Source organism: Endozoicomonas sp. PH6C (assembly GCF_059322965.1).
The window spans coordinates 97007-110457 of record NZ_CP185342.1 but is presented as its reverse complement, the minus strand read 5'-3'; the positions used below and the strand labels follow the sequence as shown (position 1 = coordinate 110457).

At 49.1% G+C, this 13451-nt stretch carries 9 protein-coding genes; all 9 read right to left on the bottom strand.

Going from position 1 to position 13451, the window contains the following annotated elements; translation table 11 throughout:
• Nucleotides 1-84: 84 nt before the first annotated feature.
• The 9 genes from ACOMG9_RS00435 to ACOMG9_RS00395 all read right to left on the bottom strand — a co-directional run bounded on the left by ACOMG9_RS00435 (nt 85) and on the right by ACOMG9_RS00395 (nt 13384).
• Complete coding sequence (locus ACOMG9_RS00435) at nt 85-1704, bottom strand: C2H2-type zinc finger protein (RefSeq protein ID WP_448215340.1); 1620 nt, start codon at nt 1702-1704, stop codon at nt 85-87.
• A gap of 751 nt (nt 1705-2455) precedes the next feature.
• Complete coding sequence (locus ACOMG9_RS00430) at nt 2456-3826, bottom strand: C2H2-type zinc finger protein (RefSeq protein ID WP_448215339.1); 1371 nt, start codon at nt 3824-3826, stop codon at nt 2456-2458.
• Nucleotides 3827-4151: 325 nt separating this feature from the next.
• Nucleotides 4152-5447, bottom strand: a complete 1296-nt coding sequence (locus ACOMG9_RS00425; protein WP_448215338.1) for a C2H2-type zinc finger protein — start codon at nt 5445-5447, stop codon at nt 4152-4154.
• A gap of 289 nt (nt 5448-5736) precedes the next feature.
• Nucleotides 5737-7521 (bottom strand): C2H2-type zinc finger protein, encoded by a 1785-nt coding sequence (locus tag ACOMG9_RS00420; protein WP_448215337.1) that lies wholly within the window; start codon nt 7519-7521, stop codon nt 5737-5739.
• 324 nt (nt 7522-7845) lie between these two features.
• Nucleotides 7846-9564, bottom strand: a complete 1719-nt coding sequence (locus ACOMG9_RS00415; protein ID WP_448215336.1) for a C2H2-type zinc finger protein — start codon at nt 9562-9564, stop codon at nt 7846-7848.
• Between the two features lie 281 nt (nt 9565-9845).
• On the bottom strand, nt 9846-10151 hold the full coding sequence (locus tag ACOMG9_RS00410) for a C2H2-type zinc finger protein (RefSeq protein WP_494529626.1): 306 nt from the start codon (nt 10149-10151) through the stop codon (nt 9846-9848).
• On the bottom strand, nt 10112-10681 hold the full coding sequence (locus ACOMG9_RS00405) for a hypothetical protein (RefSeq protein WP_494529625.1): 570 nt from the start codon (nt 10679-10681) through the stop codon (nt 10112-10114). Before ACOMG9_RS00405 ends, ACOMG9_RS00410 begins: the two co-directional genes overlap by 40 nt.
• A 286-nt stretch (nt 10682-10967) precedes the next feature.
• On the bottom strand, nt 10968-11222 hold the full coding sequence (locus ACOMG9_RS00400; protein ID WP_494529624.1) for a hypothetical protein: 255 nt from the start codon (nt 11220-11222) through the stop codon (nt 10968-10970).
• A 299-nt stretch (nt 11223-11521) separates the two neighbouring features.
• Entirely contained in the window at nt 11522-13384 is a 1863-nt protein-coding gene (locus tag ACOMG9_RS00395; protein WP_494529623.1) for a C2H2-type zinc finger protein, read from the bottom strand.
• Between the last annotated feature and the right edge of the window lie 67 nt (nt 13385-13451).

Sequence of the window (13451 nt, the reverse complement as noted above, 5' to 3'; positions counted from 1 at the left end):
AGACGATAGACGTGAGTATTGCACTTCAAATCATGCCCAAACGTTTGCAGTGCCTTTACCTCCTGACCCTGAAACAAGCAGAAATCAATCACTTGGCTTTGCATCATCAAGCTTTCGTTTCCGGTGTTGCCTTCTGTGATTCGATAGGGCTTGAGCGTGTGGCACTGTCGTCTGGCACTCTGGGCAGGTTTTCTCTCCGGTGTGATATTGGCTCTTGTGAACCGACAGGGCTTGAACGTGTGGCAGGGTCTTCTGGCACTCAGGGCAGGTTTTCTCTCCGGTGTGATATTGACTTTTGTGAACCGACAGGGCTTGAGCATATGGCAGGGTCGTCTGGCACTCAGGGCAGGTTTTCTCTCCGGTGTGATATTGGCTTTTGTGAACCGACAGGGCTTGAACGTGTGGCAGGGTTTTCTGGCACTCAGGGCAGGTTTGCTTTCCGGTGTGATCTTTTCTTTTGTGAACCCACAGGGCTTGAACGTTTGCCAAGGTCTTCTGGCACTCAGGGCAGGTTTGCTTTCCGGTGTGAGCATTTCTTTTGTGAATCACAAGGGCTTGAGCGTTTGGCAGAGTCTCCAGGCACTCAGGGCAGGTTTGCTTTCCGGTGTGATCTTTTCTTTTGTGATTCGCCAGGGCTTGAGGGTTTGGCAGGGGCTTCTGGCACTCAGGGCAGGTTTGCTCTCCGGTGTGATCTTTTCTTCTGTGAGCCGAAAGGGCTTTTGCGTTTGGCAAGGTCTTCTGGCACTCAGAGCAGGTTTGCTCTCCGGTGTGATATTGACTTTTGTGAACCGACAGGGCATTCGCATTTGACAGGGTCTTCTGGCACTCACGGCAGGTTTGCTCTCCGGCGTGATCTTTTCTTTTGTGAACCGCCAGGGCATGAGCGTTTGGCAGGGGTTTTTGGCACTCAGGACAGGTTTTCTCTCCGGTGTGATACAGACTTTTGTGAACAGACAGGGTTTGAGCGTTTGGCAAGGTCTTATGGCACTCTGGACAGATTTGCACTCCGGTGTGATCTTTTCTTTTGTGAGCCGACAGGGCTTGTGCGCTTGGTAGAGACTTCTGGCACGAAGGGCAGCTTTGCTTTCCAGTGTGATATTGCCTTTTGTGAGTGTTCAATGAGGCTTGAGAACCAAGTGATTTTTCACAGCCGGGTTGATCACATAGGTATTTTTTGGCACCCGCCTTCCTTTGTTTCTTCGCAGATGGTGGATTAAATTTTAATGATGAATCGATTGTGCTTTCAGCTCCTGAGACAACTGTCGGACCTTCAGCAGGATGGCTCACCGGGCCAGATTCCTGATCGCCTGTTTGCAAATAGACATCTGTTGTGCAAGCGAAAGAGTCATCTGAGTTTAAACGACATCGGGTACTTGTTGAAGGAGCGAAGATACAGACTCTTTGTTGATTACAACAAGGCTGCTCATGGCAATTTTTGTCAAAGCTATGTCGGGAGTCTGTGGGTCGGCCCGAACTTTCATCATTATGGTTGTTATCGTATAGATAGTGCGATTTTTCTGAATGTCTATTGACTGACTGACCATGATCCTCTGACCCCGTTTTCCGCGAATAGTTACCGCCGCCTGTTCCGTACATCAAAGTGATGATCTGAAGTTTGTTTCGCCTTGAGGGTTTGTCATCCGGTAGCATGCCCGGCCCCGAATATCCGTTTGTACTGATCATGTGTGATGGTTCGTTTTGCATCAGCCTCCCATCAATCATTGGCATTGCAGTTAATAGGCCCGGCTCAGTTTTTATAGAAAAACTCTGGCCTGTCGAAGCCCCATTCTGATTAACCTCAACGACTAAACGGTAAGTCTGCGACTCAAACAGGCAGACGAAAGGTACAAAGAGCAATACGGGCGAGAGTAGACTTTTAATGGTTCTATCCTCTGATTTCTATGGATAGGAGCAGTGAGGATAGACGAGAAGAAGTTTGGCAGTTTTTCAGTGCTTGCAAGCTCTATAGGAGTTACAAAGCGTAGATAGATAACCAACTGGCTTATCGAATTAGCTTAAAACCCCGTACTTTGAGGACGGGGATGTAAGCTCGGCTTGCAAAGCAAGCCCCTTGTGCTACTTTGCTATCCGTCAGGTGTTTTTTGCGGTTACGCTACCTGACAGGAAAAGTAAAATACCTTCCGCTTTCTGCCCGTGTTTGTTAACGGGGTCGCCTAGACAATCCGAAAGGTAGAGCAGATTATCGAATAAGGTGTATGCCGCTACTGGGTAAGGTATACACTGCGGTCGGGCATGACCGTCTAGCAGTAGGAATCCCCGTCGTTCACGGCGGGGAGGATGTCAAAAAATAAGGTTTAAGTACTGCTTGGTGAAGAAAATTTCTTCCCATGTCTTTTTGTTATCAGTCAACCCGCGATGGACGTGAACATTGCACTTAAGATCATGCTCAAACGTGCTCAGTGCCCTTGCGTCCTGAGCCTGTGACAAGTCGAAATCATTCACTTGACTTTGCATCATCAAGTTTTCGTTTTCGGTGTTGTCTTTTGTGATTCGACAGGGCTTGGACGTTTGGCAGGTGCTTCTGGCACTCAGGGCAGGTTTGCTCTCCGGTGTGTTCTTTCCTTTTGTGAACCGACAGCGCTTTCGCATTTCGCAGGATGTTCTGGCACTCAGGGCAGGTTCGCTCTCCGGTGTGATATTGACTTTTGTGAGCTGACAGGGCTTGAGCGTTTGGCAGGGGCTTCTGGCACTCAGAGCAGGTTTGCTCTCCGGTGTGATCTTTTCTTTTGTGAACTGACAGGGCCTGAAGGTTTGCAAAGGTCTTCTGGCACTCAGGACAGGTTTGCTCTCCCGTGTGATATCGACTTTTGTGAACTGACAGGGCTTTTGCGTTTGGCAAGGTCTTCTGGCACTCAGGGCAGGTTTTCTCTCCGCTGTGATCTTTTCTTTTGTGATCCGAAAGGGCTGGACCGTTTGGCAGGGTCTTATGGCACTCAGGGCAAGTTTGCTCTCCGGTGTGTTCTTTTCTTTTGTGAGCCGACAGGGCTTGAGCGCTTGGCAGGGTCTTCTGACACTCAGGGCAGGTTCGCTCTACCGTGTGATAATTTCTTTTATGATCCGACAGGGCTTGAGCGTTTGGCAGGGTCTTCTGGCACTCAGGGCAGTTTTGCTCTCCAGTATGTTCTTTTCTTTTGTGAACCGACAGCACTTTCGCGTTTCGCAGGATTTTCTGGCACCGAGGGCAGCTTTGCTTTCCAGTGTGATATTGCCTTTTGTGAGTGTTCAATGAGGCTTGAGAGCCAAGTGATTTTTCACAGCCGGGTTGATCACATAGGTATTTTTTGAAGCCTGCCTTCTTTTGTTTTTTCGCAGGTGGTGGATTTAGTTTTAATGACGCACCGGTTGTGCTGTCAGCTCCTGAGACAACTATAGAACCTTCAGCAGGATGGCTTATCGGGCCAGATTCCTGATCGCCTGTTTGCAAATAGACATCGCAAGCGAAAGAGTCATCTGAGGTTGAACGACACCGGGTACTTTTGGAAGGAGCGTAGATACAGACTCTCTGTTGATTACAACAGGGCTGTTCATGGCAATTCTTGTCAAAGCTATGTCGTGAGTCAGTGGGCCGACCCGAATTTTCATCATTATGGTCGTTGTCGTATAAATAATGTGATTTTTCTCTATGTCTATTGAATGACTGACCATGATCCTCTGACTCTGTTGTCCGGGAATAGTTACCGCCGCCCGTTCCGTATATCAAAGTGATGATCTGAAGTTTGTTTCTCCTGGAGGGTTTGTCATCGGGTAGCATGCTTGACCCTGAATATCCTTTTGTGCTGACCATATGTGATGGTTCGTTTTGCATCAGCCTCCCATCAGTCATTGGCGTTGCAGTTAATAGGCCCGGCTCAGTTTTTATAGAAAAACTCTGGCCTGTCAAAGCCCCATTCTGATCAACCTCTACGATAAAACCACAAGTCTGCGGCTCAACCGGGCAGACGAAAGGCAAAAAGACCAATACATGCGATAGTAGACTTTTAATGACTCTATCCTTTGTTTTCCGGGGATAGGAGCAGTGAGGATAGACGATACCCCCGCAGGTGATAGACAGATAGACGTGAGCATTGCACTTCAGATCATACCTCAAACTGTGCAGTGCCTTTCCCTCCTCGGCCTGTGACAAGCAGAAATCAATCACTTGACTTTGCATCATCAAGCTTTCGTTTACGGTGTTGCCTTTTGTGATTCGACAGGGCTTGGGCGTTTAGAAAGGTCTTTTGGCACTCAGGACAGGTTCTTTCTCCGGTGTGATATTGACTTTTGTGAACAGAGAGCGTTTGAGCGTTTGGTAGGGTCTTCTGGCACTCAGGGCAGGTTTGCTCTCCGGTGTGTTCTTTTCTTTTGTGAATCCACAGGGCTTGAGCGTTTGACAGGGTCTTCTGGCACTTAGGGCAGGTTTGCTCTCCGCTGTGATATTGACTTTTGTGAGCCGACAGGGCTTGAAGGTTTGCAAAGGTCCTCTGGCACTCAAGACAGGTTTGCTCTCCGGTGTGATCTTTTCTTTTGTGAGTCGACAGGGCTTGTGCGTCCGGCAGGATCTTCTGGCACTCAGGGCAGGTTTGTTCTCCGGTGTGATATTTTCTTTTGTGATCCCACAGGACTTGCGCGTTTGGCACGGTCTTCTCGCAATCAGGGCAGGTTTTCTCTCCGGTGTGATATTGAGTTTTGTGAGTCGACAGGGCCTTTTTGTTTGGCAAAGTTTTCTGGCACTCGGGGCAGGTTTGCGCTCCGGAGTGATCTTTTCTTTTGTGAACTGCCAGAGCATGAGCGTTTGGCAGGGGCTTCTGGCACTTGAGACAGGTTCGTTCTCCGGTGTGATATTGACTTTTGTGATTGTAAAACGAGGTTTGAGAGCTAAGTGATTTTTCACAGCCGAGGTGATCACATCGGTATTTTTTGGTGCCTGCCTTCTTTTGTTTTTTCACAGGAGGTGGATTTAATTTTAATGATGAACCGGTTGTGCTTTCAGCTTCTGAGATAACTGTCGAACTTTCAGCAGGATGGTGTACCGGGCCAGATTCCTGACCGCCTGTTTGCAAATAGACATCTGTTGTGTAAGCGAAAGAGTCATCTGAGGCTGAAGGACACCGGGTACTTGTGGAAGGAGCGAAGATACAGACTCTTTGTTGATTACAACAGGGCTGTTCATGGCAATTTTTGTCAAGGCTATGTCGGGAGTCAGTGGGTCGGCCCGAACTTTCATCATTATGGTCGTTGTCGTAGAGATAATGCGATTTTTCTGAATGTCTATTGAATGACTGACCATGATCCTCTGACGCTGTTGTCTGGGAATAGTTACCGCCGCCCGTTCCATACATCAAAGTGATGATCTGAAGTTTGTTTCGCCGACAGGATTTGCCATCGGGTAGCATGCCTGACCCTGAATATCCGTTTGTGCTGGTCATGTGTGATGCTTCGTTTTGCATCAGCCTCCAGTCGGTCATTGGCATTACAGTTAATATGCCCGGCTCAGTTTTTATAGAAAAACTCTGGCTTATCGAAGCTCCATTCTGATTAACCTCAACGATAAAACGGCAAGTCTGAGGCTCAAACGGGCAGACGAAAGGCACAAAGAGCAATATGTGCGAGAGTAGACTTTTAATGGTTCTATCCTTTGTTTTCCAGAGATAGGAGCAGTGAGGATAGACGATAGAAAGTTTGGAAGGTTTTCAATATTGGCAAGCTCTAAAGACTTAAATCTTCAGCGCAATAAAATCAATCACTTGACTTTGCTTCACCAAGCTTTCGTTTCCGGTGTTTCCTTTTGTGATTCGACAGGGCTAGGGCGTTTGGCAGGGGCTTCTGGCACTCAGGGCAGGTTTGCTCACCGGTGTGATATTGCCTTTTGTGATTCGAAAGGGCTAGAGCGTTTGGCAGGGGCTTCTGGCAGTTGAGACAGGTTCGTTCTCCGGTGTGATATTGGCTTTTGTGAGCCGACAGGGCCTGACTGTTTGCCAAGGTCTTCTGGCACTCAGGGCAGGTTTGCTCTCCGGTGTGTTCTTTTCTTTTGTGATTCCACAGGGCTAAAGCGTTTGACAGGGTCTTCTGGCACTCAGGGCAGGTTTGCTCTCCGCTGTGTTCTTTTCTTTTGTGATTCCACAGGGCTAGAGCGTTTGACAGGGTCTTCTGGCACTCAGGGCAGGTTTGCTCTCCGCTGTGATATTTACTTTTGTGATTCGACAGGTCTTGAGCGCTTGGTAGGATCTTCTGGCACTCAGGGCAGGTTTGCTCTCCGGTGTGTTCTTTTCTTTTGTGATTCGACAGGGCATGAATGTTTCGCAGGGTTTTCTGGCACTCAGGGCAGGTTTGCTCTCCTCTGTGATAATGACTTTTGTGATCCGACAGGGCGTGAGCGTTTGGCAGGGTCGTCTGGCACTCAGGGCAGTGTTGCTCTCCAGTGTGTTCTTTTCTTTTGTGAGTCCACAGGGCTTGAGCGTTTGACAGGGTCTTCTGGCACTCAGGGCAGGTTTGCTCTCCACTGTGATATTGACTTTTGTGAGCCGACAGGGCTTGCGCGTTTGGCAGGGGTTTCTGGCACTCAGGGCAGGTTTGTTCTCCGGTGTGACATTTTCTTTTGTGATCCGACAGGGCTTGCGCGTGTGGCAGTGTCGTCTGGCACTCAGGGCAGGTTTTTTCTCCGGTGTGACATTTTCTTTTGTGATCCGACAGGGCTTGCGCGTGTGGCAGTGTCGTCTGGCACTCAGGGCAGGTTTGCTCTCCGGTGTGATATCGACTTTTGTGAACCGACAGGGCTTGCGCGTTTGGCACGGACTTCTGGCAGTCAGGGCAGGTTTGCTCTCCGGTATGGCATTTTCTTTTGTGATCCGACAGGGCTCGAGCGTTTGCCAGGCTCTTCCGGCACTCGGGGCAGGTTTGCTCTCCGGTGTGATATTTTCTTTTGTGAACCGACAGGGCATAAGCGTTTGGCAGGGGCTTCTGGCACTCAGGACAGGTTCGTTCTCCGGTGTGATATTGACTTTTGTGATTGTACAATGAGTTTTGAGAGCTAAGTAATTTTTCACAGCCGGGGTGATGACATCGGTATTTGTTGGAGCCTGCCTTCCTTTGTTTTTTCGCAGGTGGTGGATTTAATTTTAATGATGCACCGGTTGTGCTGTCATCTTCTGAGACAACTTTTGTACCTTCAGCAGGATGGCTTACCGGGCCAGATTCCCGGTCGCCTGTTTGCCAATAGACATCGCAAGCGAAAGAGTCATCTGAGGTTGAACGACACCGGGTACTTGTGGAAGGAGCGAGGATACAGACTCCTTGTTGATTACAACAGGGCTGTTCATGGCAATTTTTGTCAAGGCTATGTCGGGAGTCGGTGGGCTGACCCGAATTTTCATCATTGTTGTCGTTGTCGTATAAATAATGTGATTTTTCTGAATGTCTATTGAGCGACTGACCATGATCCTCTGACTCTGTTATCCGTGAATAGTTACCACCGCCCGTTCCGTACATCAAAGTGATGATCATGTGTGATGGTTCGTTTTGCATCAGCCTCCAATCAGTCATTGGCATTGCAGTTAATAGGCCCGGCTCAGTTTTTATAGACAAACTCTGGCTTGTCGAAGCCCCATTCTGACCAACCTCAACGATAAAACCATAAGTCTGCGGCTCAACCGGGCAGACGAAAGGCAAAAAGACCAATACGTGCGAGAGTAGACTGTTAATGGCTCTATCCTTTGTTTTCCCGGGATAGGAGCAGTGAGGATAGACGATACCCCCGCAGGTGATAGACAGATGGAAGTGAGCATTGCACTTCAGATCATGCGCAAACGTGTGCAGTGCTTTCCCTCCTGAGCCTGTAACAAGCAGAAGTCAATCACTTGACTTTACATCACCAAGCTTTCGTTTTCGGTGTTGCCTTCTGTGATCCGACAGGGCTTTCGTGTTTGACAGGGTCTTCTGGCACTCAGGGCAAGTTTGCTCTCCGCTGTGATGTCGAGTTTTGTGAGCCGACAGAGCCTGAGCATTTGGCAGGGTCGTCTGGCACTCTGGGCAGGTTTGCTCTCCTGTGTGATATTTTCTTTTGTGAGCCCACAGGGCTTGGTTGTTCGGCAGGGTCTTCTGGCACTCAGGGCAGGTTTGCTCTCCTGTGTGATATTTTCTTTTGTGATTCAACAGGGCTTGAGCGCTTGGCAGAGTCTGCTGGCATTCAGGGCAGGCTTGCTCTCCGGAGTGATATTGACTTTTGTGAGCCGACAGGGACTGAGCGTTTGCCAGGGTTCTCTGGCACTCAGGGCAGGTTTGCTTTCCCGTGTGATATTTTCTTTTATGATACGACAGGTCTATCGCGTTCGGCAGGGTCGTCTGGCAATCAGGGCAGTTTTGCTCTTCGCTGTGATCTTTTCTTTTGTGAGCCCACAGGGCTAAAGTGTTCGGCAGGTTCTTCTGGCACTCAGGGCAGGTTTGCTCTCCCGTGTGATGTTTTCTTTTATGATACGACAGGGCTTTCGCGTTCGGCAGGGGCTTCTGGCACTCAGGGCAGGTATGCTCTCCCGTGTGATAGTTTCTTTTGTGGTCTGACAGGGCTTGAGCGTTTGACAGGGACTTCTGGCACTCAGGGCAGGTTTGCTCTCCGCTGTGTTTTTTTCTTTTGTGATCCGACAGGGCTTGAGCGTTTGGCACGATCTTCTTGCACTCAGGGCAGGTTTGCTTTCCTGTGTGATCTTTTCTTTTGTGTGCCGACAGGCATTGAGCGCTTGGTAGGGGCTTCTGGCACTCAGGGCAGGTTTGCTCTCCCGTGTGATATTTTCTTTTATGATCCGACAGGGCTTTCGCATTTGGCACGCTCTTCTGGCAATCAGGGCAAGTTTGCTCTCCGGTGTGATCTTTTCTTTTGTGAACCGTCAGGGCATAAGCGTTTGGCAAGGGCTTCCGGCACTCGAGGCAGGTTCGTTCTCCGGTGTGATATTGACTTTTGTGATTGTACATTGAGGCTTGAGAGCTAAATGATTTTTCACAGCCGGGGTGATCACATCGGTATTTTTTGGAGTCCGCCTTCTTTTGTTTTTTCGCAGTAGGTGGATTTAGTTTTAATGATGAACCGGTCGTGCTGTCAGCTCCTGAGACAACTCTCGGTGCTTTGGCAGGATAGCTTACCGGGCCAGATTCCTGATCGCCTGTCTGCAGATAGACATCTGTTATGCAAGCGAAAGAGTCATCTGAAGTTGAACGACACTGGGTACTTGTGGAAGGAGCGAAGATACAAACCCCTTGTTGATTGCAACAGGGCTGTTCATGGCAATTTTTGTCAAGGCTATGTCGGGAGTCAGTGGGCCGACCCGAATTTTCATCATTATGGTCTTTGTCGTAGAGATAATGCGATTTTTCTGAATGTCTATTGAATGACCGACCATGATCCTCTGGCCCCGTTGTCCGGGAATAGTTACCGCCGCCCGTTCCGTACATCAAAGTGATGATCTGAAGTTTGTTTCGCCGACAGGGTTTGTCATCGATTGGTATGCCTGACCGGGAATATTCGTTTGTGCTGCTAATCTGTGGTGGTTCGTTTTGCCTCGGCCTCCAATCGGTCATTAGCATTGCAGGTAATATGCCCGGCTCAGTTTTTATAGAAAAACTCTGGCTTGTCGAGGCCCTATTCTGATCAACCTCAACGATAGAACCATAAGTCTGCGGCTCAACCGGGCAAACGAAAGGCAAAAAGACCAATACGTGCGAGAGTAGACTTTTAATAATTCTATCCTTTGTTTTCTTGGGATAGGAGCAGTGAGGATAGACGATAGTGAGCATTGCACTTCAGATCATGCCCAAACGTGTGCAGTGCCTTTCCCTCCTGGGCCTGTGACAAGCAGAAATCAATGACTTGACTCTACATCATCGAGCTTTCGTTTCCGGTGTTTTCTTCTGTGATTCGACAGGACTTTCGCGTTTGGCAGGGTCTTCCGGCACTCTGGGCAGGTTTGCTCTCCGCTGTGTTCTTTTCTTTTGTGATCCCACAGGGCTTGAGCCTTTGGCAGGGTCTTCTGGCACTCTGGGCAGGTTCGCTCTCCGGTGTGATATCGTTTTTTGTGATCTGACAGGGCTTGATTGTGTGACAGGGTCGTCTGGCATTCAGGGCAGGTTAGCTCTCCGCTGTGATATCGACTTTTGTGAGCCGACAAGGCATTCGCATTTGGCAGGATCTTCTGGCACTCAGGGCAGGTTTGCTCTCCGCTGTGTTCTTTTCTTTTGTGAACCGCCAGGGCTCGTGCGTTTGGCAGGGTCTTCTGGCACTCAGGGCAGGTTTGCTCTCCGCTGTGATATTGACTTTTGTGAACCGAAAGGACGTGCGCGTTTGACAGGGTCTTCTGGCACTCAGGGCAGCTTTGCTCTCCGGTGTGATATCGACTTTTGTGAGCCGACAGGGCATTCGCATTTGGCAGGGTCTTCTGGCACTCAGGGCAGCTTTGCTCTCCAGTGTGTTCTTTTCTTTTGTGAAACGCCAGGGCTTGAGCGTTTGGCAGGAGCTTCTGGCACTCGAGACAGGTTCGTTCTCCTGTGTGATATTGACTTTTGTGAACCGCCAGGGCTTTCGCGTTTGGCAGGGGCTTCTGGCACTCAGGGCAAGTTCGTTCTCCGGTGTGATATAGACTTTTGTGAGTGTGTAACGAGGTTTGAGAGCTAAGTGATTTTTCACAGCCGGGGTGATCACATCGGTACTTTTTGGAGCCTGCTTTCCTTTGTTTTTTCGCAGGAGGTGGATTTAATTTTAATGATGGATCGGTTGTACTTCCAGCTTCTGAGACAACTGTAGGACCTTCAGCAGGATGACTTACCGGGCCAGATTCCTGATCGCCTATTTGCCGATAGACATCTGTTGTGCAAAAGGAACTGTCATCTGAGGTTGAACGACACCGGGTACTTGCCGAAGGAGCGAGAATACATACTCCTTGTTGATTACAACAGGGCTGTTCATGACAATTTTTGTCAAGGCTATGTTAGGAGTCGGTGGGTCGGCCCGAATTTTCATCATTATGGTCGTTGTCGTATAAATAATGCGATTTTTCTGAATGTCTATTGAATGACTGATCATGATCCTCTGACCCTGTTGTCCCGGCATCGTTACCGCCGCCCGTTCCGTACATCAAAGTGATGATCTGAAGTTTATTTCGCCTGGAGGGTTTGTGATCGGGTAGCATGCCTGACCCTGAATATCCGTTTGTGCTGATCGTGTGTGATGGTTCGTTTTGCATTAGCCTCCAATCGGTCATTGGCATTGCAGTTAATACATCCGGCTCAGTTTTTATAGAAAAACTCTGGCTTGTCGAAGCCTCATTCTGATTAACCTCGACGATAAAACGATAAGTCTGCGGCTCAACCGGGCAAACGAAAGGCAAAAAGACCAATACGTGCGAGAGTAGACTTTTAATAATTCTACCCTTTGTTTTCTTGGGATAGGAGCAGTGAGGATAGACGATAGTGAGCATTGCACTTCAGATCATGCCCAAACGTGTGCAGTGCCTTTCCCTCCTGGGCCTGTGACAAGCAGAAATCAATGACTTGACTCTACATCATCGAGCTTTCGTTTCCGGTGTTTTCTTCTGTGATTCGACAGGACTTTCGCGTTTGGCAGGGTCTTCCGGCACTCTGGGCAGGTTTGCTCTCCGCTGTGTTCTTTTCTTCTGTGAGCCCAGAGGGCTGGAGGGTTTGGCAGGGTCTTCTGGCACTCAGGGCAGGTTTGCTCTCCGCAGTGATAACGAATTTTGTGAGCCGATAGGGCTTGAGTGCTTGGTAGGGCCTTCTGACACTCAGGGCAGGTTTGTTCTCCGGTGTGATATTTTTTTTTGTGAGTCGACAGGGCTTGAGCGTTTCGCAGGGGCTCCTTGCAATCAGGGCAGACTTGCTCTCCGGTGTGCTCTTTTCTTTTGTGATACGCCAGGGTTTGATAGTTCGGCAGGGTTTTCTGGCACTCTGGGCAGGTTTGTTCTCCGGTGTGATATTTTTTTTTGTGAGCCCACAGGGCTTTCGCGTTTGGCAGGGGCTTCTGGCACTCTGGGCAGGTTTTCTCTCTAGCGTGATATCGACTTTTATGAACCGACAGGGCTTGAGCGTTTGGCAAGGTCTTCAGGCACTCTGGGCAGGTTCGCTCTCCGGTGTGATATCGTTTTTTGTGATCTGACAGGGCTTGATTGTGTGACAGGGTCGTCTGGCACTCAGGACAGGTTTGCTCTCCTCTGTGATATCGACTTTTGTGAGCCGACAAGGCATTCGCATTTGGCAGGATCTTCTGGCACTCAGGGCAGGTTTGCTCTCCGGTGTGATATCGACTTTTGTGAGCCGACAAGGCATTCGCATTTGGCAGGATCTTCTGGCACTCAGGGCAGGTTTTCTCTCCGGTGTGATATCGACTTTTGTGAACCGACAGGGCTTCAGCGTTTGGCAAGGGCTTCTGGCACTCAGGGCAGGTTTTCTCTCCGGTGTGATATCGACTTTTGTGATCTGACAGGGCTTGAGCGCTTGCCAGGGTCTTCTGGCACTCAGGGCAGGTTTGCTCTCCGGTGTGATATCGACTTTTGTGAGCCGACAGGGCATTCGCATTTGGCAGGGTCTTCTGGCACTCAGGGCAGCTTTGCTCTCCAGTGTGTTCTTTTCTTTTGTGAAACGCCAGGGCTTGAGCGTTTGGCAGGAGCTTCTGGCACTCGAGACAGGTTCGTTCTCCTGTGTGATATTGACTTTTGTGAACCGCCAGGGCTTTCGCGTTTGGCAGGGGCTTCTGGCACTCAGGGCAAGTTCGTTCTCCGGTGTGATATAGACTTTTGTGAGTGTGTAACGAGGTTTGAGAGCTAAGTGATTTTTCACAGCCGGGGTGATCACATCGGTACTTTTTGGAGCCTGCTTTCCTTTGTTTTTTCGCAGGAGGTGGATTTAATTTTAATGATGGATCGGTTGTACTTCCAGCTTCTGAGACAACTGTAGGACCTTCAGCAGGATGACTTACCGGGCCAGATTCCTGATCGCCTATTTGCCAATAGACATCTGTTGTGCAAAAGGAACTGTCATCTGAGGTTGAACGACACCGGGTACTTGCCGAAGGAGCGAGAATACATACTCCTTGTTGATTACAACAGGGCTGTTCATGACAATTTTTGTCAAGGCTATGTTGGGAGTCGGTGGGTCGGCCCGAATTTTCATCATTATGGTCGTTGTCGTATAAATAATGCGATTTTTCTGAATGTCTATTGAATGACTGATCATGATCCTCTGACCCTGTTGTCCCGGCATCGTTACCGCCGCCCGTTCCGTACATCAAAGTGATGATCTGAAGTTTATTTCGCCTGGAGGGTTTGTGATCGGGTAGCATGCCTGACCCTGAATATCCGTTTGTGCTGATCGTGTGTGATGGTTCGTTTTGCATTAGCCTCCAATCGGTCATTGGCATTGCAGTTAATACATCCGGCTCAGTTTTTATAGAAAAACTCTGG

Bases quoted from the DNA above. Each gene is read 5' to 3' on its own strand.
- ACOMG9_RS00435 (WP_448215340.1), bottom strand. From the start codon at position 1,704: ATGCAAAACGAACCATCACACATGATCAGTACAAACGGATATTCGGGG.
- ACOMG9_RS00415 (WP_448215336.1), bottom strand. From the start codon at position 9,564: ATGACCGATTGGAGGCCGAGGCAAAACGAACCACCACAGATTAGCAGC.
- ACOMG9_RS00400 (WP_494529624.1), bottom strand. From the start codon at position 11,222: ATGCAAAACGAACCATCACACACGATCAGCACAAACGGATATTCAGGG.
- ACOMG9_RS00430 (WP_448215339.1), bottom strand. From the start codon at position 3,826: ATGCAAAACGAACCATCACATATGGTCAGCACAAAAGGATATTCAGGG.
- ACOMG9_RS00420 (WP_448215337.1), bottom strand. From the start codon at position 7,521: ATGCAAAACGAACCATCACACATGATCATCACTTTGATGTACGGAACG.
- ACOMG9_RS00395 (WP_494529623.1), bottom strand. From the start codon at position 13,384: ATGCAAAACGAACCATCACACACGATCAGCACAAACGGATATTCAGGG.
- ACOMG9_RS00425 (WP_448215338.1), bottom strand. From the start codon at position 5,447: ATGCAAAACGAAGCATCACACATGACCAGCACAAACGGATATTCAGGG.